Raw genomic sequence first — 25,303 nt, forward strand, 5'->3', positions numbered from 1 at the left:
GAAGATGACCGTCACCGGCGGCTCCTCGCTGCCGAAGGACGAGGTCGACCGCATGCGCCAGGAGGCCGAGAAGTACGCGGAGGAGGACCACGCCCGCCGCGAGGCCGCCGAGGCACGCAACCAGGGCGAGCAGCTCGTCTACCAGACGGAGAAGTTCCTCAAGGACAACGAGGACAAGGTCCCGGGCGAGATCAAGACCGAGGTCGAGTCCGCGATCGCCGAGCTGAAGGAATCGCTCAAGGGCGAGGACACCGCCGAGATCCGCACCGCCACCGAGAAGGTCGCGGCCGTCTCCCAGAAGCTGGGCCAGGCCATGTACGCCGACGCCCAGGCCGGTCAGGCCGCCGGCGGCGAGGCTCCGGGCGCCGGTGCCAAGGCCGACGACGACGTCGTGGACGCCGAGATCGTGGACGACGAGCGCAAGGACGGTGCCGCGTGACCGAGGAGACTCCGGGCTTCGAGGAGAAGCCCGACGTCCCCTCCGGCGCCACCCCTGAAGACGCCGAGCCGAAGGCCGGCTCCTCCGCTGCGGCGGAGGAGCCGGCCCCGGCCGGGGACGCGAACCAGACAGCGGCACTGGTGGCCCAGCTGGACCAGGCCCGCAAGGCGCTCGACGAGCGCACGGCGGACCTCCAGCGGCTCCAGGCCGAGTTCCAGAACTACCGCCGCCGGGTCGAGCGGGACCGGATCGCGGTCAAGGAGATCGCCGTCGCGAACCTCCTGACCGAACTCCTGCCCGTGCTCGACGACATCGGCCGCGCGCGGGAACACGGCGAACTCGTCGGCGGGTTCAAGTCCGTCGCCGAGTCGCTGGAGACCGTGGCGGCCAAGATGGGCCTGCAACAGTTCGGCAAGGAGGGCGAGCCCTTCGACCCGACGATCCACGAGGCGCTGATGCACAGCTACGCGCCGGACGTCACCGAGACGACGTGCGTGGCGATCCTGCAGCCCGGGTACCGGATCGGCGAGCGCACCATTCGCCCCGCGCGCGTGGCCGTCGCCGAGCCCCAGCCCGGCGCCCAGGCCGTCAAGGCCGACGAGGCGGAGGCCGGAGACGACAAGGAGAGCGGTGGCCCGGACGAGGGCTGAGCTTGAACGGATGAGTGCGATGGGGAAGGAGGGACGTCGAGCATGAGCACCAAGGACTTCATCGAGAAGGACTACTACAAGGTCCTCGGCGTCCCCAAGGACGCCACCGAGGCCGAGATCAAGAAGGCGTACCGCAAGCTCGCCCGCGAGTTCCACCCGGACGCCAACACGGGCAACGCCAAGGCCGAGGAGCGCTTCAAGGAGATCTCCGAGGCGAACGACATCCTCGGCGACCCCAAGAAGCGCAAGGAGTACGACGAGGCACGCGCCCTCTTCGGCAACGGCGGCTTCCGTCCGGGGCCGGGCGCGGGCGGCGGCTCCTTCAACTTCGACCTGGGCGACCTCTTCGGGGGTGCCCAGGGCGGCGGTGGCGGTCAGGCCGGCGGCTTCGGCGGCGGAATCGGCGATGTCTTCGGCGGACTGTTCAACCGGGGCGGCGCGGGCACGGGAACCCGTACCCAGCCCCGGCGCGGCCAGGACATCGACACCGAGGTCACCCTCACCTTCACGGAAGCCATCGAGGGCGCGACGGTCCCGCTGCGCATGTCCTCGCAGTCCCCGTGCAAGGCCTGCTCCGGCACCGGCGACAAGAACGGCACGCCGCGCGTGTGCCCGACCTGCGTCGGCACCGGCCAGGTGGCGCGGGGCACGGGCGGCGGGTTCTCGCTGACCGACCCCTGCCCGGACTGCAAGGGCCGCGGTCTGATCGCCGAGCACCCCTGCATGGAGTGCAAGGGCAGCGGCCGCGCCAAGTCCTCCCGCACCATGCAGGTCCGCATCCCGGCGGGCGTCACCGACGGGCAGCGCATCCGGCTGCGCGGCAAGGGGGCGCCCGGTGAGCGCGGCGGTCCGGCCGGCGATCTGTATGTGCTCGTCCATGTCGACAAGCACCCGGTCTTCGGCCGCAAGGACGACAACCTCACGGTGACCGTGCCGGTGACGTTCACGGAGGCCGCCCTCGGCGGAGAGGTCAGGGTGCCCACGCTGGGCGGCCCGTCCCTCACGCTGAAGCTGCCGCCCGGCACGCCCAACGGGCGCACCATGAGGGCGCGCGGCAAGGGCGCGGTCCGTAAGGACGGCACCCGTGGCGATCTGCTGGTCACCGTCGAGGTAAGTGTTCCCAAGGACCTGTCGGGGAAGGCTCGTGACGCACTGGAGGCGTATCGCGAGGCGACCGCGGACGAGGACCCGCGGGCAGAGCTGTTCGAGGCAGCGAAGGGAGCTTGAGAGTGATGGACGGCCGTCGGCGCAATCCGTATGAACTGACCGAGGAGACCCCGGTCTACGTCATCTCGGTGGCGGCCCAGCTCTCCGGCCTGCACCCGCAGACCCTGCGTCAGTACGACCGCCTTGGCCTGGTGTCCCCGGACCGCACCGCCGGCCGGGGCCGCCGTTACTCGGCCCGCGACATCGAACTGCTGCGCACCGTCCAGCAGTTGTCGCAGGACGAGGGCATCAACCTGGCGGGCATCAAGCGGATCATCGAGCTGGAGAACCAGGTCCTGGCCCTCCAGTCCCGCATAGCGGAGCTGGAGTCGGCACTGGACGGCGCGGCGGCGGCCATGCAGCAACGTGAGGCCGCCGTGCACGCGTCCTACCGGCGCGACCTGGTGCCGTACCAGGAGGTCCAGCAGACCAGCGCGCTGGTGGTGTGGCGGCCGAAGCGGCAGCAGTCCTCGGACTGACTGACGACGCGACAACGAGTGCGACAGGTGAAGGGCCCGGAGGCCGATCCTCCGGGCCCTTCCCCGCAGCCGCCCCGGCTCGCGAGGGGCGGCTCGTGAACTCGCCCGGCGTGAAGGGTTGGTAAAGGGTGTTTGGAGAGGTTTCCGGCTCGTCTCCATGCGTCTTCACGTGCTAAGCGGAGGGTGATGTTGTCACTTCGTTAAGTAGTACGCCTTGACGTCGACGGGCGCCGCCGCGTTGGCTTTTGAGCTACCTGGGTCAACATGTCGCACCCATGTCCGGAAACGCACCTGAAGTGAGCCCTCGAATGCGTCGTATCGCCATAGCCGTGGCTGCCTCCACGATGTCCCTCTCGCTCGCCGGATGCGGGATGCTGAGCGCGACGGAGAGCAGCGGTGAAGCGACGCCGACGAAGAGCAACGACATCACCGTCGGTGTGCTGATGCCGGAGAAGACGAACACCCGTTACGAGGAGTTCGACTACCCCATCATCAAGGCGAAGGTCGCCTCACTCACCGGCAACAAGGGCAAGACCGAGTACGCCAACGCGGACGCGAAGAACGCGACGCAGGTGACCCAGATGGAGCGGATGATCGACGAGAAGGTCGACATCATCCTGCTCGACGCCGTCGACTCGCACGCCATCGCGGACACCGTGCGCAAGGCCAAGGACGCCGGTATCCCGGTCATCGCCTACGACCGGCTGGCCGAGGGCCCGATCGACGCGTACGTCTCCTTCGACAACGAGCTGGTCGGCGAGGTGCAGGGCCGCACGCTGGTGGAGTCCCTGGACGGCGCCAGCACCGCCGACAAGATCGTCATGATGAACGGCTCGCTCACCGACCCGAACGCCAAGCAGTTCAAGGACGGCGCGATGTCGGAGCTGAGCGGCCGGGTGACGATCGCCGCGTCCTTCGACACCACGGACTGGAGCCCGGAGGTCGCCCAGGCCAACATGGCCAAGGCGATCGAGGAGATCGGCAAGGGCGACATCGCCGGCGTCTACTCCGCCAACGACGCCATGGCCGGCGGCATCATCAAGGCCCTGCGCGCCGCGGGCGTCGAGGACCTGCCGCCGATCACCGGCCAGGACGCGGAGCTGCCCGCGGTGCAGCGGATCATCAGCGGCGAGCAGTACATGAGCGTGTACAAGCCCTACCCGCAGATGGCGGAGGCGGCCGCGGAGATGGCCGTCGCGAAGGTCCAGGGCCGCGACATCGAGTTCGACGCCCTGACCCGCGACAAGGTCGACAGCCCCACCGACAAGAAGATCTCGGCCCAGTTGGTGACCGTGGTGGCGCTGACGAAGACGAACATCAAGGACACCGTGATCGCGGACGGCATCTACAAGGCGTCCGACATCTGCACCGCCAAGTACGCCGCCGCCTGCCAGGCCCTCAAGCTGAAGTGACCGGGGCGAGCCGCTGGCGGACGGCGGCGCCGTCCGCGCCGGTCGGTCACGGTCGCGTGGGCGAAGCCGGCCCACGCGCCCAGGCGCCTCCTACGCGCCCACGCGCCCTCGGCTTGGACGAGGGAGCCGGCATACCGCCTCCGCCCACAGCCGGAGTGGCGCGGGCGGTCCTCTGCGGCGCCCGCCCCCGGCCTTCGCGCGCGGCCGGTCACCGGAGCGTGGGCCCGCGGGCCCACGACGTCCTGCTGCCTGCGGCGGGGCCACCAGGGACGCGGCTTCACCCTCGTCGGCCAGGAACCCGCCACGGTGCCGGCCACTGCCTCCCGGGCCCGAACCGGGTCGTGGGCCACGAGGCGCCGGTGGGGCAGACCCCGTGCGAGGCCCTGAGCGCCCCCTGTGCCGCGTTCACGCCACCCGGGTGAACTTCCACCGTCACCTCCGGCGGGCAGCCCGCCACACCCCGGTGGATGCCCTTGTGCGGGGTGACGTCGTCGTAGTCGCGGCCCCGGCCGACCACCACGTGCAATCCGTCGGCGCGGGTGCGGTGGGTGGGGTCGTGGCCGTACCAGCCGCCCGCCCAGTACTCGGCCCAGGCGTGGCTCTGGCCGGCCATCGGGCGGCGCAGTTCGCCTCGCGCGGGGTGGAGGCAGCCGGAGACGTACCGGATGGGCAGGCCCAGGCCGCGCAGGAGGCCGAGGGTGAGGTGGGCGATGTCCTGGCAGACGCCCGCGCCCTGCTCCCAGGCCCCGGCGGCCGAGGTGTTCACGGTCGTGACGCCGGGCAGGCAGGTCACCCGGTCGGCGACCAGGGCGGACACGCCGCTGGGCACCCGGACGTTGTCCTCCAGCACCCGGAACTCGCCGGCCTCGTCCCGCACGAGGCCGATGCCGGCGACTGGGTACGTACCCCGCCGGGCGGTTCGACCCCGTGGGCCGCCCGTGGAAGTGCGGGGAGCCCAGCAGCAGCCGCCACGGCACCACCCCGTCCTCGAAGGCCCGGCAGGGCCGTAGGCGTCGGCCGGACAGGCCCCCAGGGCCAGGGCTGGTACCCGCTGACTCACCCCTCGGTCGGTGCAGGAGTCCCACTCCAGGGCGTCGGGGATCCTCGGCACGAGGTCCCGCGGCCAGGGCCGTTGCCCGTCGGCGAAGGCGTAGGTCACGCCCCGGTCGGTGAACGCGCGGGCCATCTGGTCCGCCCGGAGGCGCAGTTCACCCGGTTCGATCGGCTGGAGCGCCGCCGGCACCGGCTCGCAGGCGGTCCTGGCCTCACCCGGCCTCGAACATCTCGTCCCACGCGTCGGCCAACGCGTACGCGTCGAACATGTCTGCCATGAGGGGACGTTGGACGCGGGACGTAACGCGGCGATCACTCGGCGGTTTCCTGGAGCGCACGGTGTACGGGACTCGGACGGGTTCCCGCCGGGCGTACGCGGGGAGCATCAGCTTGTTGCAGACGTGAGGGGCGGAGGCCGGGAGGAACCAGCGAAAATGGGTGGAACTCCAGGGGGACTTGGGGACGAGCCGTGTTGCGGAGGCGGTCCGGGGCCGCGCATAGTTGCGCTGCGGAAAACGCGGACGACGCGCGACACGCGGACGGCGGGGGTGGGATGGGCGATGGCCGGGCACGGGGCGGAGGAGCATCCTCACGGTGCTGACCGACTGTGCGAGGCCGGGGACCGCGTGTACTCCCGGGCCGTACGGCGGGGCCGGGTGCCGCGACTGGACGCCGAGCCGGTCCCCTGCCTGCTGGACCTCGCCCTGCTGCACCCCGACCCCGACGACATGGACTGGCTGGTCCCGACCTCCCCGCAGGAGGTCATGACCCGGCTGCTGCACGGGCTCTACGACGAGGTGAGCGCCAGCCGGCAGCGGATGGGCTCGGCCGTCGCCGCCTTCGAGTGGTACGCCGGTCTGGGCGGCCCCGCGCCGGGCACGGCGGCCGGGGAGGGCGTGGCCATCCGCGTCCTGGACGGCGCCTCCCGTATCCAGGCCGCCCTTGACGAGGCCACCGAGGCGTGCACCACCGAGGTGCTGACCGTGCAGCCCGGCGGCATCCGGCGCGAGCACGAGCTGTCCGAGGGACTGCACCGGGCACTCGCCCTGCGCGGGCGGGGCGTACGGATGCGCGACCTCTACAACCATGTGGCCCGGCACGGCCAGGGCCTGCTCAACTACCTGGAACTGATGGGCGACGCGGTCGAGGCCCGCACCCTCGACGAGGTCATCGACCGGCTGATCCTCTTCGACCGCACGGTCGCCTTCATCCCCGCCAACGCCGACCGCACGATGGCGCTGGAGCTGCGCCACCCGGCGCTGGTCGGCTACCTCGGCACGGTCTTCGAACGGCTCTGGCGGCTGGCGGCGCCCCTGACCGCCCCGCTGCCCGACCCCCGTATCGAGGGCGTCTCGCACCGGGAGCAGTCCATCGCGGCGCTGCTGGCGGAGGGGCACCAGGACGCGGTCATCGCCGAACGCCTCGGCATCAGCGTGCGGACCTGCCGCGCGCACATCGCCCGCCTGTCGGAGACGCTCGGCGCGGCCAGCCGGACCCAGCTCGGGGTGCGGATCGCGCAGGTGGGCCTGGACGTGCCGCTCGGTGCGGACGTCGCTCAGCCCTCCGGTTCGAGGATCCCCGAGCGCCCGATGAGGTAGCCGAGCTGGGCGCGGCTCTCGCTGCCCAGGGTGGCGGCCAGTTTGGCGATGTGTACCCGGGCCGTACGGACGTTCATGCCGAGGCGGTCGGCGATGACGGCGTCGGTGTGGCCCTCGACGAGGAGCGCGGCGATGGCGCGCTGGCGCGGGGTGACGCCGTTCAGGGTGGGCTGGGTGACCGTCTCCGGGAACATCGGCGTGGCCAGCCGCCACAGGCGGTCGAAGGTGGTGCCCAGGTAGTCCACCAGCGGGGGCAGCCGGATCTCCAGGGCGAGGGTGCGGTCCTTGACGGCCGGGATGAAGGCCACGCTGCGGTCGATGACCAGCAGGCGTTCGGTGACCTCGTCGAGGGAGCGGGCCTGGACGTCCCCGTGCAGCCGGTCGTAGCGGGCCAGCACGGTGGGCGCGTGGCGGGTGGTGTGCTGGTAGAGGGTGCGGATACGGCCGCCGCGGTCCAGGAAGGCCTGATCGCGGTCCAGGGCCTGGCTGTGGATGGCGCGGGGCGGTCCCGCGTGGCCGGCGTGCGGCTGGATGGCGAGCACCTCGCGCGAGGCCCCCGCCATGGTCCGGGTGATGACGGAGTTGATCCGGTCGAGCCCGCTCAGCATGTGGATCTCGCCGGTGCCGGTGGCGTCGCCGTCCGGCGCGGCGAGGGCGAGCAGCGGTTCGAACGCCTCGGCCAGCCGGGTCTCCCGCCGACGGCGGTCGGCGATGTCGTCGGCGACGGCGCGCAGCAGCCGGGGCAGGGCGACGGCCGGTGCCACCGGGAGCAGCCGGCCGGGATCCCGGTGGTCCGGCCGGAGCAGCCCGGCGTGGACGGCACACGGTGGTGAGGCGGCCTCGTGCGCGAGGACGTGACCGGACCGCAGGGCGCGCGCGTACAGGTCCAGGGCCGCCTGACAGGGCGCGTCGGGGCTGTGGTCGTGGACGGGCGCCGTCATCCGCCGATGTCCTGCCCGAGGATTCCCGACTGGGCGATGAGGAAGCCGAGCTGAGCCCGGCTGCCGCTGCCGAGGAGCGCCGCGAGCTTGGCGATATGGGCCCGGCAGGTGCGTACGTTCATGCCGAGGCGGCGGGCGATGGCCTCGTCGACGTGGCCCTCGACGAGCAGCTTGGCGATGGAGTGCTGGATCTCGGTGATGCCGTCGGCGGCCGTCTCGTAGGGGGCGCCGGTGCTGAGCGGGACGGCGCGGTCCCAGAGGAACTCGAAAACCTTGATCAGGTAGCGCACCAGGCCGGGGTGGCGCAGTTCGAGGGCGACCTGCTGGTCCTCGCGCGCCGGGACGAAGGCGACCGTCTCGTCGCAGATGATCAGGCGGTCGACCACCTCGTCGATGGTGCGGTACTCGGCCTTTCCGTCGGAGAGGCGGGCGGTGTAGGCGAGTTTCTCGGGGCTGTAGCGGGCGGTGTGCTGGTAGAGCGTGCGGATGCGGACGCCGCGGTCGATGAGCGGGCGGTCGCGTTCCAGACCCTGGGTGAGGCTGCGTTCCGGGCGGTTGCCGCTCGGCTGGATGGTGAGCACCTCGGACTGGCACTGCGAGGTGGCGAGGTTGAGTGCCGTGTTGATCCGGGCGCCGCCCTCCAGCACGGTGATGGAGTCGGCGTGCGTGGCCGTCTGGACGCTCAGGGCCATGAACGGTTCGAACACCTCGGACAGCTGGACGGACACCCGCCTGCGCTCGGCGATCTCGTGTTCGATCGGGTTGAGCCGCTGGGCGAGCGCGAGGGCCGGCGGGGTGGGTCGCAGCCACTCGGGGTCGTCGGGGTCGGGGTGCAGGAGGGCGAATTCCACCAGGCAGGGAGCCGATTCCACGGCGGACCGGGCAACTCGTCCGGTTCGCAACGCGTCCGCGTAGAGTCGGCTGCCCTCCTCGCACAGTTCGGCCACCGCATGGGGATGTGCCCTATTAGCCCGATTCGTTGTCAAATCTCCACCCCCCAGGGTCCTGAACATGCAGGAACATGATGCATTGATTGTGTGGCCATGACGTGTCCGAATGAGCCATCGTCTTATCCGACGGGGGAAGAGGGACTTCACGTGAGGACGAAGCCGACTATGCGTAAGAGATTGCTTCGCAGGGCGCTTGTCGCCGCCTTCTCCGCCGTTGCGGCTGTCGGAGTACTGGGTGGCCTCTCGAGCGAGAAGAGCGAGATCCGGGCGGACACCGCCTGGCCCGCAGTGGCCGTCTCCGGTCCTACCGCCTCCGGCGACATCGCGCCGGCGGCCGGGACGGGAACGGAGAGGAGTTGACGTGACCACCCCGCCCGACGACCGCTCCTTCCGCCGCGAGATGGCCACGGCCTACCGCTCGGGCTGGCACTTCATCGACCTGGTCACCGCCATCCCCCACAGTGGTGACTCGTTGATGGTGACGGTGTTCGGGGAGCCGGTCGTCGTGACGCGGGACGACGAGGACGACGTGCGCGCGTACCGGTGTCTGCGCAAGCCCCGAGGAGCCCCCCAGCCCGTGCGGTGTGCCATCCGGTACGGAATGATCTTCGTCAACCTCGATCAGCGTGACCACCAACTGGCGGAGTCGGCCGCTCCGGCCGCCCCCAGGACCATCTCAGCCACCCCCCGCAGTGCCTGACGCGATTCCCCCGTCGTAACAGATCGCTCAGGTGCTTCCCCCCGGCAGCGGCGTCACCGTGACCTGAACACGGTGACGCCGCTGTCGTTCGTGGTGACATCTGCGGATATGGAGCCTCTGTGAGGTGGCCGGAAACCGCCGGTGTGGATCAAGTCACTCGCCCGCAGCCCGCCCGGCGCACACGGTCACCCGCCCGCAGCCCGCAGCCCACCCCGGCGCAACGGTCACCCCCGCCCCATCGCCCGCGTCAGCTCGATCTCGATCACCACGCGCGTGGGATTGGGGCGCGGTGCCCGCCCGTAGCGCTCCGCGTAACGGCGTTCCGCCTCCGCGACCCGCTCCGGGTCGGCTCGGACGAAGGCCCGGCCCTCCAGCGTGGCCCAGCGCCGCCCGTCCACCTGGCAGACCGCCACCCGGGCGCCCTCCCCGCCCGCCGCGAGCACGTTGCCCACCTTGGTGCTCGCCTTGTCCGCGATCACCCGGGCCAGCCGGCCCGCGGGGTCGTACGTCACTCCGACCGGAACCACGTGCGGCGAGCCGTCGGGGCGTGGTGTGGTCAGGGTGCACAGGTGTCTTTCACGCCAGAAATCGAGGTACGGCGCGTCGGGAGCGCCCGGGTCCTGCGGGTATGCGGCCATGGTCGGAACCTAGCCCTCGAGGGACTCCCGGACTCAACCTTGAGTGGAATAGACTCAAGTTTGTGTACGCTGACAGGGTCAGTGGTGACGGCACTGTGATGACGGCACTGACACCTCGGTGACGACGGCTGACGCAAGGAGGAGACAGCGAAAGTGGACGCAGAGCTGACCAACCGGAGCCGGGAAGCCATCCAGACCGCCGGCAACCGAGCCCTGTCCGAAGGGCACCCCGACCTCACACCGGCACACCTGCTCCTCGCGCTGCTCCAGGGGCAGGACAACGAGAACATCGTCGATCTGCTCGCCGCCGTCGACGCCGACCAGGCCGCCGTGCGCGCGGGCGCCGAGAAGGTGCTCGGCTCGCTGCCCAGCGTGGCCGGGTCCACGGTGGCGCCGCCACAGCCCAACCGCGAACTCCTCGCGGTGATCGCACACGCCCAGGGCGTCGCCCAGGACCTCGGCGACGAGTACCTCTCCACCGAACACCTGCTCATCGGCACCGCCGCGAAGGGCGGCCTGGCCGGCGAGGTGCTCGACCGGCAGGGGGCCACCGCGAAGAAGCTGCTGGACGCCTTCCGCAAGGCCCGCGGCGGACGCCGGGTGACCAGCGCCGACCCCGAGGGCCAGTACAAGGCGCTGGAGAAGTTCGGCACCGACTTCACCGCCGCCGCCCGCGAGGGCAAGCTCGACCCGGTCATCGGCCGGGACACCGAGATCCGGCGGGTCGTCCAGGTGCTGTCCCGTCGTACCAAGAACAACCCGGTACTCATCGGTGAGCCCGGCGTCGGCAAGACCGCCGTCGTCGAGGGCCTCGCCCAGCGGATCGTCAAGGGGGACGTGCCCGAGTCCCTCAAGAACAAGCGGCTCGTCTCCCTCGACCTCGGCGCCATGGTCGCCGGCGCGAAGTACCGCGGCGAGTTCGAGGAACGGCTGAAGACCGTCCTCGCCGAGATCAAGGCCTCCGACGGGCAGATCATCACCTTCATCGACGAACTGCACACCGTCGTCGGAGCCGGCGCCGGAGGCGACTCCTCGATGGACGCCGGCAACATGCTGAAGCCGATGCTCGCCCGCGGCGAACTGCGCATGGTCGGCGCGACGACCCTCGACGAGTACCGCGAACGGATCGAGAAGGACGCGGCTCTGGAGCGGCGCTTCCAGCAGGTACTGGTCGCCGAACCGTCGGTCGAGGACACCATCGCCATCCTGCGCGGCCTCAAGGGCCGTTACGAGGCCCACCACAAGGTCCAGATCGCCGACAGCGCGCTGGTCGCCGCGGCCACCCTGTCCGACCGGTACATCACCTCCCGCTTCCTCCCCGACAAGGCCATCGACCTCGTCGACGAGGCGGCCTCCCGGCTGCGCATGGAGATCGACTCCTCCCCTGTCGAGATCGACGAACTCCAGCGCGTCGTCGACCGGTTGAAGATGGAGGAACTGGCACTCGACAAGGAGACCGACCCCGCCTCCCGCGAGCGCCTGGAGAAGCTCCGCCGCGACCTCGCCGACAAGGAGGAGGAACTGCGCGGCCTCAACGCCCGCTGGGAGAAGGAGAAGCAGTCCCTCAACCGGGTCGGCGAGCTGAAGGAACGGCTCGACGACCTGCGCGGCCAGGCCGAACGGGCGCAGCGCGACGGCGACTTCGACACCGCCAGCAAGCTCCTCTACGGCGAGATCCCCGCCCTCGAGCGCGACCTGGAGGCCGCCTCCGAGGCCGAGGAGGAAGCCGCCAGGGACACCATGGTCAAGGACGAGGTCGGCTCCGACGACATCGCCGACGTCGTCGCCTCCTGGACCGGCATCCCGGCCGGCCGCCTCCTGGAGGGCGAGACGCAGAAACTGCTGCGCATGGAGGAGGAGCTGGGCAGGCGCCTCATCGGCCAGGGCGAGGCCGTCCGGGCCGTCTCCGACGCCGTACGCCGCTCGCGGGCCGGCATCTCCGACCCCGACCGCCCCACCGGCTCCTTCCTCTTCCTCGGCCCCACCGGCGTCGGCAAGACCGAGCTGGCCAAGGCCCTCGCCGACTTCCTCTTCGACGACGAGCGGGCCATGATCCGCATCGACATGTCGGAGTACGGCGAGAAGCACAGCGTCGCCCGGCTCGTCGGCGCCCCGCCCGGCTACATCGGCTACGAGGAGGGCGGCCAGCTCACCGAGGCCGTCCGGCGCAGGCCGTACAGCGTGGTGCTGCTCGACGAGGTCGAGAAGGCCCACCCCGAGGTCTTCGACATCCTGCTCCAGGTACTCGACGACGGACGCCTCACCGACGGACAGGGCCGCACGGTCGACTTCCGCAACACCATCCTGGTGCTCACTTCCAACCTGGGCAGCCAGTACCTCGTCGACCCGGTCTCCACCGAGGCCGAGAAGAAGGAACAGGTCCTGGAGGTCGTCCGGGCCTCCTTCAAGCCGGAGTTCCTCAACCGGCTCGACGACCTCGTCGTCTTCTCCGCGCTGAACAAGGAGGAGCTGGCCAGGATCGCCCGGCTCCAGGTCGACCGCCTCGCCAAGCGGCTCGCCGACCGGCGCCTCACCCTGGAGGTCACCGAGGCGGCCCTCGCCTGGCTCGCCGACGAGGGCAACGACCCGGCGTACGGCGCCCGGCCGCTGCGCCGCCTCGTCCAGACCGCCATCGGCGACCGCCTCGCCAAGGAGATCCTCGCGGGCGAGGTCAAGGACGGCGACACGGTCCGGGTGGACGCCTTCGGAGATGGCCTGATCGTGGGGCCGACGGCGACCGGAAAGACGCTCTGACCGGGGCGTCCGAGCCTCCGGTCAGACGCCCTGAGCGGAATTCCGCCAACCGGAGGCGAACCCTGAGGGGCGGGGGTTGCCACCCCCCGCCCCGCATGGGAGAGGATGGCGGGATCCGTACGAAGGGAAAATCACGGTGACCATCGACCCGTCCTCGATTCCGAACTTCGGGGGCCAGCCCGAGCCGCAGCCCCAGGGACCGGCGGGCCCCGTCGTTCCGGATCAGGACCTCGTCAAGCAGCTCCTCGACCAGATGGAGCTGAAGTACGTCGTCGACGACGAGGGTGACCTCGCGGCGCCGTGGGAGGAATTCCGTACGTACTTCATGTTCCGCGGCGAGGGCGACCAGGCGGTCTACTCGGTGCGGACGTTCTTCGACCGGCCCCACCAGATCGACGAGAAGCCCCAGCTCCTTGAGGCCATCGACGACTGGAACCGCCGCACCCTGTGGCCCAAGGTCTACACGCACACCCACGACGACGGCACGGTCCGCCTCATCGGCGAGGCGCAGATGCTGATCGGCGCCGGCGTCAACCTCGAGTTCTTCGTCTCCTCGACGGTGAGCTGGGTGCGCGCCGCGATCGAGTTCGACAAGTGGCTCGTGGAGCAGCTGGGCCTGGAGCCGACGACGGCCGAGGAAACGGAAGCGGACAAGCCCGCGGACGACGAGTAGCCGCCCGCGGCACGCCCCAGGCGACAGAGAGCCCGGCCAGGACCGCGACCCCGAAGGTCGCGAGCCAGGACCGGGCTCTCGCCGTGGGGGCCGGGGCCGATGCGACGGGATGTCCACAGGCTGTGGACGAGCGGAGTGCGGCGGAGCAAGCCCGTCTCCGCCCTGGAGAAACGCGCATACATCCACGTACGCAAGGGCCGCGTGGGCAAGCCCCCCTCCGCACCTGGGTATCGCTGACCGTCCAGGGCCGGACTGCCCTGGAGGCGCACCGGACTGCCCTGGAGGCGCACCTGACGGCCCTGGAGGCCATCGTGGCAGCGGCCCCCGCACGGCGGGCGCGGGGCGGCGCAGGGGGCACGGCTTGAAGGGCGGCCAGAGCCGCTTCGGCTCCCGCCGTGCGAGGTGTTCCCGTGGGCGCGGCACCTGGACGAAGAGGAGGGCCGCGCATCAGGCGATCCAGGCTCGCGCTCGCCGCGCCCGCCCCGTGACCTGAGTATCGCGGCCTCAGCGACTGAGTATGTTGCCCGGTACCCCCGGATCCCGGTGGCTGGTGCACTGTCGTCATGACCACGGACACCACACGCCCGCGCATCCTGCGGACCGTCACCGCCACCGGTTCGGCCCTCTCGGTGGTGCTGCTCCCGCTGGTGGTCGGGGCCGTGGTGGCGCGGACCACCGGAGGCGACCCGATGGTGTCGGTCAACGCCCTGATCGCGGGCGGCGGGCAGCGGGCCAGGCTGTCCCGGACCGAGTTGCGTAGCTGCCGCTGCCGGGCGCTCGCGGCGGCGCGGGGTCGGTCGGCCCGGTGGTCCGGCGGGAGGACCGGCGGGGAAACCTCGATCGGGTCATGAGGCCGGCCCGACGGGTGAACCCGAGCCGTGGGCGGACCGACCAGGACAGGACCGGTGCGACTCCGCGTCGGCCGTGGTGCCCGTCCATCCGTCGCGCCACCGGGTGCCCGGCGGCTCGGAGCAACCGTGCCGGTGTGGCCGGAGCCCTTGGTGGCCGGAGCCCTTGGCGGACATGCGATCGGCTGTCATGTGGTCAGTGCCTTCAGGCGCTCCGCCGCCTCCTCCAGCACCGTCGTCTAGACCGCGTTCGGGACGGCGACGACGCCCGCGCGTTCCGGGAGGGCGCGGCAGAAGGCGTAGCCGTCGCCCTTCTCGGACAGTGCGGCGCCGAGGGGCCGGATGTCGGTGGTGATGAAGTAGGTGCCCGCCGGGCGGTAGACCGCGAAGCCCGCCTCCGTGAGGCCCGCCGACAGCAGGTCCCGCTTGGCCAGCATGTCCGCGCGGAAGGCGTCGAAGTAGGTCTCGGGCAGGGCCAGCGCCTCGGCGACGGCGTACTGGAACGGGCCGGACGACACGTACGTCAGGAACTGCTTCGCCGAGCGCACCGGCGAGACCAGGCCGGGCGCCGCCGTCACCCAGGCCACTCCGTGTTCACGCACCCACTTTTCCTGGCCGGCTGCCGTCCCGCATGGAAATCAGAGTGTAGTCGGAGTACGGTCTGAGTATGAGCATCGTGCACTCGGTATCCGAATCGGAATCCGTCTCGTTCACCGATCTGTCCCGGAACCCGAAGGCGGTCGCCGCGAGGGCCGCCGCCCTGGGGTGTCTGCGTGTCACTCACCGAGACGCGCCCGACATGGTGCTGACCACGGCCATACACGCAGAGCGCAGCGAGGAGAACCTGACCACGGCGTCCCGGCTGTTCCTTGCCCTGATGAAGCAGGACGGTGGCGCCAGGTCGCTTCTGCTCGCGCTGCCTGAGGTGTTCCCGTGGGTGCGTCACCTGGACGACGAAGAAGTCCGGGAGTTCACCGTCGAGCTCCTGGACGCGCTGTCCGACGCCGCTGAGCTGGGCGCCAGGGAGGCTGTGCACCGAGCGATCGTCTCGTGGCGGGCGACTGCCCGCATCAACGCCGACCCTGACCAGCTCAGGGAAGCATTCCGTCCGCTCGGTGACGTCGACCTCGGCCCGGTCGAGGTGCACGGGTGAGCCCGAAGAAGGGCGATCGGGTCAGCGTTCCTCCGCTGAGTGGCTGGAACGTCATGCACGGGACGACGGAGGCCGCGACCGGTTGGGAGGAGCTGTGCCGGGTGGCGTTGCCGAACGCGCATCGCTGCCTGGAAGCCCTTCGCACAGACCCGCTGTCGCGGGCCAACTGGAACCGTCAGCACCAACTCCGCGGCAGGCACGCCACCAGAGAATGGAAGGGCTCCGAGCTGGAGCAGTGGGAGTACGAGATCACCAGCGGCGGCCGGGTTCGCTACCTGGTCAGCCCGGACACCTCGACCGTGATCCTGGTGTACGCCTCCCCGCGACACCCGAAGGACACTGAATAGCCCAACGGTCCAGGGCCCTATGCGCCCAGTGTCTTGAGGCGGCGCGCGGCCTCCTCCAGTACGCCTGTCCGCTTGCAGAACGCGAAGCGGACGAAGGGCGCACCGGCCTCGCGGTGGTCGTAGAAGACCGCGTTGGGGATGGCGACGACACCGGCCCGCTCGGGCAGGGCGCGGCAGAAGGCGAAGCCGTCGCCCTTCTCGGACAGTGCGGCGCCGAGGGGGCGGATGTCGGTGGTGATGAAGTAGGTGCCGGCCGTCCGGTAGACCGCGAAGCCCGCCTCCGTGAGGCCCGCCGACAGCAGGTCCCGCTTGGCCAGCATGTCCGCGCGGAACGCCTCGAAGTAGCTGTCCGGCAGCGCGAGGGCTTCGGCGACGGCGTACTGGAACGGCCCGGACGCGACGTACGTCAGGTACTGCTTCGCCGAGCGCACGGCCGTGACGAGCGCGGGCGCCGCCGTCACCCAGCCGACCTTCCAGCCGGTGAACGAGAACGTCTTGCCGGCGCTGCCGATCGTGACCGTGCGCTCGCGCATCCCCGGCAGCGTGGCCGGCGGCACGTGCTCGGCGTCGTCGAAGACCAGGTGCTCGTACACCTCGTCGGTGACGACCAGCAGGTCCCGCTCCACCGCCAGCTCGGCGACGGCGGTCAGCTCCTCGCGGGTGAGGACCGTGCCGGTCGGGTTGTGCGGGGTGTTGATCAGCAGGAGACGCGTGCGGTCCGTCACCGCGTCGCGCAGCTCGTCGAGGTCGAGGCGGAACCGGGCCTGCTCCGGGTCCGGCCGCAGCGTCACCGGCACCCGTGCCGCGCCCGCCATGGCGATGCAGGCGGCGTAGGAGTCGTAGTACGGCTCCAGGGCGACGACCTCGTCCCCCGGCTCCAGCAGGGCCAGCAGGGTGGCCGCGATGGCCTCGGTGGCGCCTGCGGTGACGAGAACCTCCGTGTCCGGGTCGAACGTCAGGCCGTACCGGCGATGCTGGTGCTCGGCGATCGCCGTCCGCAGCTCGGGCACGCCGGGACCCGGCGGGTACTGGTTCCCCCGCCCGTCCCGCAACGCACGTACGGCCGCCTCGCGGACCTCCTCGGGACCGTCCGTGTCCGGGAACCCCTGGCCGAGATTGATGGACCCGGTCCGCAGGGCCAGCGCGGACATCTCGGCGAAGACCGTCGTCCCGAACTCGGCGAGACGGCGGTTGAGGAAGGGGCGTGCGGTGAAGGTCATGCCGGTCATCCTGCGCCGAAGCTCTGGACTTCCTCAAGTGTGCTTTGGCAGGTGGGGCAGGCGGGCATTCCCTGTTCACGCACCGGTCACACCGGTACGCGAGGCGCCCACGGGGGGCCGCTTCGGGGGATTCGAAAGGAGGGTGACGTCATGGTTCTCGGCATCATCCTGGCGGTACTCGCAGTCATCGCGGTGGTGGCGATCGTGGTCACCGCCGTCCACAGGAGCAGCACCTCCTACCGGGCACCGTCCCGGTCGGGTGCCCGCTCACGCAGGGCCGGCAGCAGCAGTAGCAGTAGCGGCAGCGGGGACAGCGGCAGCTGGTGGGCCGCCGGGGACGGGGCCGCCGTGGCGTGCAACTCCTCCAGCGGCTCGGGCAGCGACTCCGGTGGTGGTCACTCGGGCGGCGGTCACTCGTGCGGTGGCGGATCCTCGTCGTCGTGCGGGGGAGGAGGCGGCGGATGCGGCGGAGGCAGCTGACACGGGGCAGCTGAGCTCCCCCCGGGGAGCCGCATCCGGGCCGCGGGCCGCTCCCTGACCGAGGGCGTCCCGCGGTCGCACCATGGCCGGCGGTGGGGCGCATGGGGGTGAGTCTGAGCCGCACGGCGTACGCCGAGGTTGAACAGTTGAGCTGTGCAGCCCTCTGAGGGATGGAAACCCCACGAAGTTGGGTAAAAACGCTGTGGCGTCGCCACAGTTCATGATTCCCTCTACATCACCAACGCAGCCCCTCGGACCCCTCGGACGTCCCGCGCGGACGTCCTCCCCACGCCGGGCCGGCCGGGGCCCACTCCTCGGAAATCACCGGGGCGCGCCGGACCTTCCCTCTTCTTTGCGTTCTTGCGGAGCCGAGTCATGCTCACGACCCTGAACACCTCCTACACCGACACATGCGCGGCCGACCTGGCCTGGGCCCTGGGGCGTGAACCCCTGCCCGCCCTGGCCACGCTCGACCTCGAAATGTCGGGCACCAAGCTTGAGTTGAGACTGCTCGGCGCCTCGCACCAGGTACTGCTGGAGGAGGAGCAGGGCTTTTGTTCCGAGACGGTCGCGTGCATCCCGGGCAGCAGCACCCCCCTCCCCCTCGGCGTGGCCAAGCGGGTGGGTGACTGGGAGTACGAGTTCGCGGCCCGCGTCGAGGTGCTGACACCGGGCCAGTTCGCGGGCCGCGCCCAGGAACTGCTGGCCCTGGTCTCCGACCATCCGCACGGCCTCGCGGGCGTCTTCCCGGGCAGCCCGCACGCCTTCACCGCCCTGCTCGCGCAGCGCCACGAGGGCTATGTGCACTGGCGGACCTGGCACGCCTACCCGCAGGACGGCCAACTGGTGGCGACGAGGACGCGGGTGGGCCCGCGAGTACCGAGGAGCTGAACCGCCCCGGGCCGGCCGCCGCAGTCGAACCGCCCCGCCCCCGGCCGACCGGCCGCGTCAGTCGAACCGCACGGCCCCGCACCGCACCGCCCCGCCCCGGTCGAATCCGCCCCGGTCGAATCCGCTCCGCCGAACCGCTCCGACGGGAACGATCTCAAACGCACGGCACCTGATCCACGCCGAGGTCCACACTTGTGGGTGACGAAGCGTTCCGTACTCGTGACGTAACGTCGCAGTCGTGATCGAACCGCACGCACCGGTCCAGCCCGGCGCGACGCCCGCGGCCCCGCCCGGCACCCCGCCCGGCAACCCGCCGGGTGTTCCGCACCGGCCCGGTCCCGCGCGGCTGCCCGTCCGGCCGGACATCGGTCGGTTCCTGGTCCTCGTGTGCGTGTTCGTCTGTGCGGCCTGCGGTCTGGTGTACGAACTCGAACTGGTCGCCCTGGCCTCGTACTTGATGGGTGACTCGGTCACCCAGGCCTGCGTCGTGCTGTCCGTCATGGTCTTCGCGATGGGCATCGGCTCGCTCGCCGCCAAACGGCTGCGCCGCCTCGCGGCCGCCGGGTTCGCCGCCGTCGAGGTGGCCCTCGCCCTGATCGGCGGGTGCAGCGCGATGGCCCTGTACGCCGTGTTCGCCTGGACGGGCGGCTGGGGCGGCCTGTGGGCGAACGGCCCGCGCGTCCTGCTCGTCGTCGTCTGTCTGGCCATCGGGCTGCTCATCGGCGCCGAGGTCCCGCTGCTGATGGAGCTGATCCAGCGCGTCCGCCGCCAGGACGCGGGCGGCGCGGTCGCCGACCTCTTCGCCGCGGACTACGTGGGCGCGCTGGTCGGCGGCCTGGCGTTCCCCTTCCTGCTGCTGCCCTTCCTGGGCCAGCTGACCAGCTGCCTGCTGATCGGCGCGGTCAACGTGATCGCCGGGGGCGCCCTCGTCCTCGGCCTGTTCCGCGGCGACCTCTCCCGCCGCACCCGCTGGCTCGTCCTCGTCGCCAAGGTGACCGTCCTCGCCGTACTGGCCTCCGCCGCCGTCCTCGTCGACGACTTCGAGCGGGCCGCGCGCGACGCGGTCTACGGCGACGAGGTCCGGGTCGCCCTGCACACCGGCGTCCAGGAGGTCGTCCTCACCGGCGGCACCCACGGCCGCCCCATGGCCCTCTACCTCGACGGCCGGCTCCGCGGCGGCGGCCACGACCAGATCCGCTACCGCCAGGCCCTGGTCCGCCCCGCGATGAACGGCCCCCACGCGCGCGTGCTCGTCCTGGGCGGCGGTGACGGACTGGCCGCCCGGGAGGTCCTCGCCCGCCCCGGCACCCACCGCGTCGACATCGTCGACCTCGACCCCGCCCTGATCCGGCTGGCCCGCACCGACCCCGGCCTCTCCCGCCTCAACGGGCACGCCCTCGACGACCCGCGGGTCCGCGTCACCGTCGCCGACGCGTTCCGCCGCCTGCGCGAGACCCCGCCGGGCACCTACGACGTGGTGATCGCCGACCTCCCCGACCCCGGCATCACCGCCGGCACGAAGCTGTACTCCCAGGAGTTCTACGGCCTCGCCCGCCGCGCCCTGCGCCCCCGTGGCCGGCTCGCGGTCCACGCCGGCCCCGTCGACACCAGGCCGCACACCTTCTGGACGGTCGAGACGACGATGCGCGCGGCGGGCCTGCGCACCTCCCCCTACCGGATCCGGGGCGACTGGGGCTTCGTGCTGGCCGCGACCGGGGCCCGCCCGGACCTGCGCCTCGCGCCGGGCGAGCGGCCACTGCCGGCGGGACCGTCGGGGCTGCGGGCCTCCACCCTGGTGCACCCGCGCTACTGAGCGCGCAGGGTACGCCTGGTCGGTGTGCGGGCGGCGGCAATCCAGGTTTCGGCGGGTGCTTTCGCGGACGCGCTGGGTAGGCTCCGCCCTTATGGAGCATGAGGTGTTCGTTCCGGTTCCGGCAGAGCGACTGCGGGCGGCCCTCGCCGACCCCGCGCAGGTGGCCCGAGCGCTCCCCGGTTTCCAGCAGGACGCCGGCACCGAGCCCGTCGCGGGCCGGCTGAAGCTGCGCGTCGGCGGCCACACCATCACCTACCGCGGCACCCTGCACGTCACCGCCCGCGAGGACGGCGGGTACGCCGTCGAGGGCGACGCCACCGAGGCCCGCGGCTCCGGCACGGTCACGCTCGCGCTCACCCTGGGGCTGCGGGAGACCGACGGGGCCAGCACACTCCGCTTCGGGGGTACGGCGACGGCGGACGGCCGTATCGCGGAACTCCCGGCGGACGCCGTGGACGCGGCGGCCGTACGCCTCCTGGAGCGGTGGGCGGAGAACCTCGGGGCGGAGGCGGCGGCCGACGAACCCCCTGCCGCGGCCACCGTGTTCGAGACGGAGATCCCCCCGCCGGGGCTCGCCGGAGTCGATTCCGTGAACGGGTCCGCAGACGCAGACGCGGACGACCTCGACGACGTGGACGCGGACGAGGTGGACGACATCGACGAGGTGGACGCCGTCGAGGCCGTCGCCGGGTTCCCGGATGCCGGGGTGCCCCCGGCCGAGGCCGCGCACGCGCGCCGCACGATGATCGGGCGCAGTGCCGAGGAGGTGGACCACGCCCCGCCGCGCGGCCGGTACGCCCCCGTCCCGGCCCCGCAGACCGTCGCCCGGGACAACGCCCTGCGCTGGGCGGCCCCCGCGGCCGCGCTGGCGGTGGCCTCGGCGATCGTGGTCGGACGGGCGCTGCGGCGCCGACGGTGACCGGAACGCGCCGGTGACACCCGGCGTCCTGTTGATCGCCTCGATAGGGTCGTCCCGTGAGTGACGAAGACTTCACGCTGACCGCGGGAGACGCGGAGGTGACCGTCCGGCCCGGCAACGGCGGGCGGATCGGAGGGCTGCGCGTCGGCGGCGCGGAACTGCTGCGGCAGGGCGAACGGTTCGGATGCTTCCCGATGGTGCCCTGGTGCGGGCGGATCAGGGACGGCCGCTTCCGGGACGGGGCGGACGTCCGCCAGATGCCGCTCAACTCCCCGCCGCACGCCATCCACGGCACGGTCCGCGACGGCGCCTGGAAGGTGGCCCGCAGGTCGGCCGACGAGGCCGTCCTGACGTACGACCTGGTCGACCCCTGGCCCTATCCCGGCCGGGTCACGCAGATCGTGGCGCTGACCGCGGACGCGCTGACGCTGTCCATGGCGGTGGAGACGCACGGCTCGTCGTTCCCGGCGCAGATCGGCTGGCACCCCTGGTTCAACCGGAACCTGGGCGGCGAGGACGTACAGGTGGCCTTCGACCCCGCCTGGCAGGAGGAGCGCGGCGAGGACCATCTGCCGACCGGCAACCGCGTCGAGCCGAAGCCCGGCCCCTGGGACGACTGCTTCGGCATGCCCGACGGCGTCCTTGTCGCCCTCACCTGGCCGGGTCGGCTCCGGCTGGACGTGACGAGCCCGCAGAAGTGGGTCGTCGTCTACGACGAGCAGGACGCCGCCGTGTGCGTGGAACCCCAGACCGGCCCGCCCAACGGCTTGAACACGCTCCCGCGCCTGGTCACACCCCTGGAGCCGCTGGAGGCCACGACGACCTGGCGCTGGACCCGCCTCTAAGCTGAGGGCATGACGACGGACGTACGCGGCGCACTGCTGCAGCAGATCAAGGACAAGGCCGTGGTGCACGGCAAGGTGACCCTTTCCTCGGGTCTGGAGGCCGACTACTACGTCGACCTGCGCCGCGTCACCCTCGACGGCGAGGCCGCCCCGCTGGTCGGGCAGGTGCTGCTCGACCTGACCGCCGAGCTGGACTTCGACGCCGTGGGCGGGCTGACCATGGGCGCCGATCCGGTCGCCGGGGCCATGCTGCACGCCGCCGCCGCGCGGGGCCGCAGGCTGGACGCCTTCGTCGTCCGCAAGGCGGCCAAGGCGCACGGGATGCAGCGGCGTGTCGAGGGCCCGGACATCAAGGGCCGCCGGGTCCTGGTCGTCGAGGACACCTCGACGACCGGCGGGTCGCCGCTGGCCGCCGTGGAGGCCGTGCGGGAGGCGGGCGCCGAGGTGGTGGGCGTCGCGACGATCGTGGACCGGGCTACCGGTGCCGCGGAGAAGATCCAGGAGGGTGCGGGGGTGCCGTACCTGTTCGCCTTCTCGAAGGATGAACTGGGGCTGGACTGACGGGCTGGTATGACCTGGACTTGACCGGCGCATGGACCGACAGCGCATGTCTGGAAAGATGGGGCCGACGACGACGTCGAACCCCAAGGTCTAGGTCAGGGCCGTAAACCACGCAGCAAGCCAACCCGCACACCCAAGGAGCGGACGAATGCCCATCGCAACCCCCGAGGTCTACAACGAGATGCTCGACCGGGCGAAGGCAGGCAAGTTCGCCTACCCGGCCATCAACGTCACCTCGACCCAGACCCTGCACGCGGCACTGCGCGGCTTCGCGGAGGCGGAGAGCGACGGCATCATCCAGATCTCCACGGGTGGCGCCGAGTTCCTGGGCGGCCAGTACAGCAAGGACATGGTGACCGGCGCGGTCGCCCTGGCCGAGTTCGCGCACATCGTCGCCGAGAAGTACCCGGTCACGGTCGCCCTGCACACCGACCACTGCCCGAAGGACAAGCTCGACGGGTACGTACGTCCGCTGCTGGAGATCTCCCGCAAGCGCGTCGAGGCCGGTCTGGGCCCGCTGTTCCAGTCCCACATGTGGGACGGTTCCGCCGAGACCCTCGCCGACAACCTCTCCATCGCGCAGGAACTGCTGGAGAAGGCGCGCGCCGCGAACATCATCCTCGAGGTCGAGATCACCCCGACCGGTGGCGAGGAGGACGGCGTCTCGCACGAGATCAACGACTCCCTCTACACGACGGTCGACGACGCGCTCCGCACCGCCGAGGCCCTCGGCCTGGGCGAGAAGGGCCGCTACCTGCTCGCCGCGTCCTTCGGCAACGTGCACGGCGTGTACAAGCCGGGCAACGTCGTGCTCCGCCCCGACCTGCTCAAGGAGCTGAACGACGGCGTCGCGGCCAAGTACGGCCAGGCGGCCGGCGCGCAGCCGTTCGACTTCGTCTTCCACGGCGGTTCCGGCTCCTCCGCGGAGGAGATCGCGACCGCGCTGGAGAACGGCGTCGTCAAGATGAACCTCGACACGGACACGCAGTACGCCTTCACGCGTCCCGTCGTCGACCACATGTTCCGCAACTACGACGGCGTCCTCAAGGTCGACGGCGAGGTCGGCTCCAAGAAGACCTACGACCCGCGGACCTGGGGCAAGCTGGCCGAGGCGGGCATGGCGGCGCGGGTCGTCGAGGCCACGCAGAACCTGCGTTCGGCGGGCACGAAGATCAAGTAGCGGCCGCTGCCCGGTTCTCCGGGAGGCGTCCGTTCACAGTGAGCCCGGTGCTTCGGCGCCGGGCTCGCGGTATACCTGGGACCATGCCCGATGTCCGGTTGGCCTCGCCCCAGGGCAGGTGGGTCCTGTTCACCACGGTCCTCGGGTCCAGCATGGCCCTGCTGGACTCGACCGTCGTCAACATCGCCCTGCCCCGCATCGGCCGCGACCTCGACGCCGACCTCGCAGCCCTCCAGTGGACCGCCAACGCCTACCTGGTCACGCTGGCCGGGCTGATCCTGCTCGGCGGCTCGCTCGGCGACCGCTACGGCCGGCGCAAGGTCTTCGTGGTGGGCGTCATCTGGTTCGCCGTGGCCTCCCTGCTGTGCGGGCTCGCCCCGAACGCCGGCGCGCTGATCGCCGCCCGCGCCCTCCAGGGCATCGGCGGCGCCCTCCTCACCCCCGGCTCGCTGGCCATCATCCAGGCCTCGTTCCACCGCGACGACCGGGGCCGGGCCGTGGGCCTGTGGTCGGGTTTCGGGGGCGTCGGCGCGGCAGTGGGGCCCTTCCTGGGCGGCTGGCTGGTGGACGGCCCCGGCTGGCGCTGGGTGTTCCTGCTCAACGTGCCCCTCGCCCTGCTGTGCGTCCCGATCGCCCTGCGGCACGTCCCCGAGTCGGGCGACGGGAAGGCCCACGGCCGCTTCGACGTCCTGGGCGCGGTGCTGGGCGCCGTCGCCCTCGCCCTCGTGACGTACGCGCTGATCGAGGCGGGCGAGGGGTCCGTCGTCGTGGCCGTGGCGGCGGTGGCGGGCCTCGCCGCCGCGGTGGCCTTCGTGTACGTCGAGCGCCGCCGCCCCGACCCGATGATGCCGCCGGACATCTTCGCGTCCCGCCAGTTCACGGCCGTCAACCTGGTCACCCTGTGCGTGTACGCGGCCCTCGGCGGCTTCTTCTTCCTGTCCGCCGTCCAGCTGCAGGTCGTGTCCGGCTACTCCGCCCTCGGCGCGGGTACGGCCCTCCTGCCGACGACCGTCCTCATGCTGCTGCTCTCCGCCCGCTCGGGCCAGCTGGCCGAGGTGATCGGCCCGCGCATCCCGCTCACCGTCGGCCCCCTGCTGGCCGCGGCGGGGATGCTGCTGATGCTCCGGGTGGGCCCCGACGCCTCCTACGCCGCCGATGTCCTGCCCGCCGTGCTGGTCCTCGGCCTCGGCCTGGTCGCCCTGGTCGCCCCGCTGACGGCGACCGTCCTGGCCTCGGTCGACGTCTCCCGGGCGGGCCTGGCCAGCGGCATCAACAACGCGGCGGCACGGGCGGCGGGCCTCGTCGCGGTCGCCGCGCTTCCCCTGCTGACCGGGATGGGCGCGGAGGCCTACCGCTCGGCCGCCGCCTTCGACGAGGCGTTCGGGCGGGCGATGGTGCTGTGCGCGGGGGTGCTGGTCGTCGGCTCGGCGATCGCCTTCACGACCGTGCGCCGCCCGGCCCCGGACTGCCGCCGCCCGGAGTGCAGGACACACGGGGCTGTGCTGGCGCCTCCGCTGGAGGGGGAGCGGACGGCGGGCCGGCTGACGCCGGGG

23 protein-coding genes and 4 pseudogenes are annotated in these 25,303 nt (G+C 71.7%); 20 read left to right on the forward strand and 7 right to left on the reverse strand.

Annotation, left to right across the window (positions count from 1 at the left end; all coding sequences use genetic code 11):
- From P1P75_RS22380 to P1P75_RS22400, 5 genes are all read left to right on the forward strand, one after another.
- Positions 1 to 439: Hsp70 family protein (locus P1P75_RS22380; protein ID WP_319258056.1), on the forward strand; the 439-nt coding region annotated here is incomplete at its 5' end.
- Positions 436 to 1,089 (forward strand): nucleotide exchange factor GrpE, encoded by a 654-nt coding sequence (grpE, locus tag P1P75_RS22385; protein ID WP_319258058.1) that lies wholly within the window; start codon positions 436 to 438, stop codon positions 1,087 to 1,089. The genes P1P75_RS22380 and grpE, both read left to right, overlap by 4 nt.
- Before the next feature lie 42 nt (positions 1,090 to 1,131).
- Positions 1,132 to 2,316, forward strand: coding sequence for a molecular chaperone DnaJ (gene dnaJ / locus P1P75_RS22390; protein ID WP_319258061.1), 1,185 nt, complete (start codon positions 1,132 to 1,134; stop codon positions 2,314 to 2,316).
- A 5-nt stretch (positions 2,317 to 2,321) separates the two neighbouring features.
- The gene (locus P1P75_RS22395) at positions 2,322 to 2,774 is read left to right on the forward strand and encodes a heat shock protein transcriptional repressor HspR (protein ID WP_150472022.1); all 453 of its coding nucleotides are present in this window, start codon (positions 2,322 to 2,324) and stop codon (positions 2,772 to 2,774) included.
- A 308-nt stretch (positions 2,775 to 3,082) separates the two neighbouring features.
- Positions 3,083 to 4,186: a substrate-binding domain-containing protein gene (locus P1P75_RS22400; protein WP_319258065.1), complete on the forward strand. Its 1,104-nt coding sequence runs from the start codon at positions 3,083 to 3,085 to the stop codon at positions 4,184 to 4,186.
- Positions 4,187 to 4,591: 405 nt separating this feature from the next.
- On the opposite strand, the pseudogene P1P75_RS22405 reads toward P1P75_RS22400, so the two are convergent.
- Together P1P75_RS22405 and P1P75_RS22410 are read right to left on the reverse strand one after the other, a co-directional pair.
- Positions 4,592 to 5,003, reverse strand: a pseudogene (locus P1P75_RS22405) (transglutaminase family protein); the annotation flags it as partial.
- A 30-nt stretch (positions 5,004 to 5,033) separates the two neighbouring features.
- A pseudogene (locus tag P1P75_RS22410) lies at positions 5,034 to 5,372 on the reverse strand (hypothetical protein); the annotation flags it as partial.
- Between the two features lie 427 nt (positions 5,373 to 5,799).
- Between P1P75_RS22410 and P1P75_RS22415 the strand changes: the two are divergent.
- Positions 5,800 to 6,832, forward strand: a pseudogene (locus P1P75_RS22415) (LuxR C-terminal-related transcriptional regulator).
- Here the strand turns inward: P1P75_RS22415 and P1P75_RS22420 are convergent.
- Both P1P75_RS22420 and P1P75_RS22425 read right to left on the reverse strand, forming a co-directional pair.
- On the reverse strand, positions 6,795 to 7,778 hold the full coding sequence (locus P1P75_RS22420) for a helix-turn-helix transcriptional regulator (RefSeq protein WP_319258068.1): 984 nt from the start codon (positions 7,776 to 7,778) through the stop codon (positions 6,795 to 6,797). The pseudogene P1P75_RS22415 and the gene P1P75_RS22420 overlap by 38 nt on opposite strands.
- Positions 7,775 to 8,791, reverse strand: a complete 1,017-nt coding sequence (locus tag P1P75_RS22425) for a helix-turn-helix transcriptional regulator (protein ID WP_319258071.1) — start codon at positions 8,789 to 8,791, stop codon at positions 7,775 to 7,777. The genes P1P75_RS22420 and P1P75_RS22425 overlap by 4 nt, the downstream gene beginning before the upstream one ends.
- A 298-nt stretch (positions 8,792 to 9,089) precedes the next feature.
- On the opposite strand from P1P75_RS22425, the gene P1P75_RS22430 reads away from it, so the two are divergent.
- Positions 9,090 to 9,428, forward strand: coding sequence for a hypothetical protein (locus tag P1P75_RS22430; protein ID WP_150472028.1), 339 nt, complete (start codon positions 9,090 to 9,092; stop codon positions 9,426 to 9,428).
- A 224-nt stretch (positions 9,429 to 9,652) separates the two neighbouring features.
- Here P1P75_RS22430 and P1P75_RS22435 read toward each other — a convergent pair whose 3' ends face one another.
- Entirely contained in the window at positions 9,653 to 10,066 is a 414-nt protein-coding gene (locus P1P75_RS22435; protein ID WP_319258074.1) for a TIGR03618 family F420-dependent PPOX class oxidoreductase, read from the reverse strand.
- A gap of 153 nt (positions 10,067 to 10,219) precedes the next feature.
- Between P1P75_RS22435 and clpB the strand changes: the two genes are divergently transcribed.
- The 3 genes from clpB to P1P75_RS22450 all read left to right on the forward strand — a co-directional run bounded on the left by clpB (position 10,220) and on the right by P1P75_RS22450 (position 14,344).
- The gene (clpB, locus tag P1P75_RS22440) at positions 10,220 to 12,820 is read left to right on the forward strand and encodes an ATP-dependent chaperone ClpB (RefSeq protein WP_319258077.1); all 2,601 of its coding nucleotides are present in this window, start codon (positions 10,220 to 10,222) and stop codon (positions 12,818 to 12,820) included.
- Positions 12,821 to 12,956: 136 nt separating this feature from the next.
- The gene (locus P1P75_RS22445) at positions 12,957 to 13,493 is read left to right on the forward strand and encodes a YbjN domain-containing protein (protein ID WP_319258080.1); all 537 of its coding nucleotides are present in this window, start codon (positions 12,957 to 12,959) and stop codon (positions 13,491 to 13,493) included.
- Positions 13,494 to 14,056: 563 nt separating this feature from the next.
- Complete coding sequence (locus tag P1P75_RS22450; RefSeq protein WP_319258082.1) at positions 14,057 to 14,344, forward strand: hypothetical protein; 288 nt, start codon at positions 14,057 to 14,059, stop codon at positions 14,342 to 14,344.
- Between the two features lie 239 nt (positions 14,345 to 14,583).
- Here P1P75_RS22450 and P1P75_RS22455 read toward each other — a convergent pair.
- A pseudogene (locus P1P75_RS22455) lies at positions 14,584 to 14,922 on the reverse strand (aminotransferase class I/II-fold pyridoxal phosphate-dependent enzyme); the annotation flags it as partial.
- Positions 14,923 to 15,008: 86 nt separating this feature from the next.
- Between P1P75_RS22455 and P1P75_RS22460 the strand changes: the two are divergent.
- Positions 15,009 to 15,494: a prevent-host-death family protein gene (locus tag P1P75_RS22460; RefSeq protein ID WP_319258085.1), complete on the forward strand. Its 486-nt coding sequence runs from the start codon at positions 15,009 to 15,011 to the stop codon at positions 15,492 to 15,494.
- A complete protein-coding gene (locus tag P1P75_RS22465) occupies positions 15,491 to 15,841 on the forward strand; it encodes a hypothetical protein (RefSeq protein ID WP_319258088.1) in 351 nt (116 codons plus the stop codon). The genes P1P75_RS22460 and P1P75_RS22465 overlap by 4 nt, the downstream gene beginning before the upstream one ends.
- Positions 15,842 to 15,858: 17 nt before the next feature.
- Here the strand turns inward: P1P75_RS22465 and P1P75_RS22470 are convergent, their stop codons facing one another.
- The gene (locus P1P75_RS22470; protein ID WP_319258090.1) at positions 15,859 to 17,070 is read right to left on the reverse strand and encodes a pyridoxal phosphate-dependent aminotransferase; all 1,212 of its coding nucleotides are present in this window, start codon (positions 17,068 to 17,070) and stop codon (positions 15,859 to 15,861) included.
- Positions 17,071 to 17,211: 141 nt separating this feature from the next.
- Here P1P75_RS22470 and P1P75_RS22475 point away from each other — a divergent pair, with 141 nt between their 5' ends.
- The 8 genes from P1P75_RS22475 to P1P75_RS22510 form a co-directional block, all read left to right on the forward strand.
- Complete coding sequence (locus P1P75_RS22475) at positions 17,212 to 17,541, forward strand: hypothetical protein (RefSeq protein ID WP_319258092.1); 330 nt, start codon at positions 17,212 to 17,214, stop codon at positions 17,539 to 17,541.
- 375 nt (positions 17,542 to 17,916) lie between these two features.
- The gene (locus tag P1P75_RS22480) at positions 17,917 to 18,432 is read left to right on the forward strand and encodes a DUF2617 family protein (protein WP_319258095.1); all 516 of its coding nucleotides are present in this window, start codon (positions 17,917 to 17,919) and stop codon (positions 18,430 to 18,432) included.
- A 238-nt stretch (positions 18,433 to 18,670) separates the two neighbouring features.
- Positions 18,671 to 20,245 (forward strand): polyamine aminopropyltransferase, encoded by a 1,575-nt coding sequence (locus P1P75_RS22485; protein WP_319258097.1) that lies wholly within the window; start codon positions 18,671 to 18,673, stop codon positions 20,243 to 20,245.
- A 91-nt stretch (positions 20,246 to 20,336) separates the two neighbouring features.
- Positions 20,337 to 21,164 carry an SRPBCC domain-containing protein gene (locus tag P1P75_RS22490; RefSeq protein WP_319258100.1) on the forward strand — a complete coding sequence of 276 codons (828 nt, stop codon included), beginning with the start codon at positions 20,337 to 20,339 and terminating at the stop codon, positions 21,162 to 21,164.
- A gap of 56 nt (positions 21,165 to 21,220) precedes the next feature.
- Entirely contained in the window at positions 21,221 to 22,009 is a 789-nt protein-coding gene (locus P1P75_RS22495; protein ID WP_319258102.1) for an aldose 1-epimerase, read from the forward strand.
- 9 nt (positions 22,010 to 22,018) lie between these two features.
- A complete protein-coding gene (pyrE, locus tag P1P75_RS22500) occupies positions 22,019 to 22,570 on the forward strand; it encodes an orotate phosphoribosyltransferase (RefSeq protein ID WP_150472041.1) in 552 nt (183 codons plus the stop codon).
- A gap of 148 nt (positions 22,571 to 22,718) precedes the next feature.
- A complete protein-coding gene (gene fbaA / locus P1P75_RS22505) occupies positions 22,719 to 23,750 on the forward strand; it encodes a class II fructose-bisphosphate aldolase (RefSeq protein WP_150472042.1) in 1,032 nt (343 codons plus the stop codon).
- A gap of 83 nt (positions 23,751 to 23,833) precedes the next feature.
- On the forward strand, positions 23,834 to 25,303 hold a 1,470-nt coding region (locus P1P75_RS22510), incomplete at its 3' end, for an MFS transporter (RefSeq protein ID WP_319258104.1).

Origin of the sequence: Streptomyces sp. ID05-39B, assembly GCF_033794725.1 — a bacterium.
GTDB classification, from domain to species: Bacteria; Actinomycetota; Actinomycetes; order Streptomycetales; family Streptomycetaceae; genus Streptomyces; species Streptomyces bobili.

Bases quoted from the DNA above. Each gene is read 5' to 3' on its own strand.
- P1P75_RS22420 (WP_319258068.1), bottom strand. From the start codon at position 7,778: ATGACGGCGCCCGTCCACGACCACAGCCCCGACGCGCCCTGTCAGGCG.
- P1P75_RS22480 (WP_319258095.1), top strand. From the start codon at position 17,917: ATGCTCACGACCCTGAACACCTCCTACACCGACACATGCGCGGCCGAC.
- P1P75_RS22475 (WP_319258092.1), top strand. From the start codon at position 17,212: ATGGTTCTCGGCATCATCCTGGCGGTACTCGCAGTCATCGCGGTGGTG.
- P1P75_RS22490 (WP_319258100.1), top strand. From the start codon at position 20,337: ATGGAGCATGAGGTGTTCGTTCCGGTTCCGGCAGAGCGACTGCGGGCG.
- P1P75_RS22400 (WP_319258065.1), top strand. From the start codon at position 3,083: ATGCGTCGTATCGCCATAGCCGTGGCTGCCTCCACGATGTCCCTCTCG.
- P1P75_RS22450 (WP_319258082.1), top strand. From the start codon at position 14,057: ATGACCACGGACACCACACGCCCGCGCATCCTGCGGACCGTCACCGCC.
- dnaJ (WP_319258061.1), top strand. From the start codon at position 1,132: ATGAGCACCAAGGACTTCATCGAGAAGGACTACTACAAGGTCCTCGGC.
- pyrE (WP_150472041.1), top strand. From the start codon at position 22,019: ATGACGACGGACGTACGCGGCGCACTGCTGCAGCAGATCAAGGACAAG.
- P1P75_RS22395 (WP_150472022.1), top strand. From the start codon at position 2,322: ATGGACGGCCGTCGGCGCAATCCGTATGAACTGACCGAGGAGACCCCG.
- P1P75_RS22460 (WP_319258085.1), top strand. From the start codon at position 15,009: ATGAGCATCGTGCACTCGGTATCCGAATCGGAATCCGTCTCGTTCACC.
- P1P75_RS22470 (WP_319258090.1), bottom strand. From the start codon at position 17,070: ATGACCGGCATGACCTTCACCGCACGCCCCTTCCTCAACCGCCGTCTC.
- fbaA (WP_150472042.1), top strand. From the start codon at position 22,719: ATGCCCATCGCAACCCCCGAGGTCTACAACGAGATGCTCGACCGGGCG.
- P1P75_RS22425 (WP_319258071.1), bottom strand. From the start codon at position 8,791: ATGTTCAGGACCCTGGGGGGTGGAGATTTGACAACGAATCGGGCTAAT.
- P1P75_RS22435 (WP_319258074.1), bottom strand. From the start codon at position 10,066: ATGGCCGCATACCCGCAGGACCCGGGCGCTCCCGACGCGCCGTACCTC.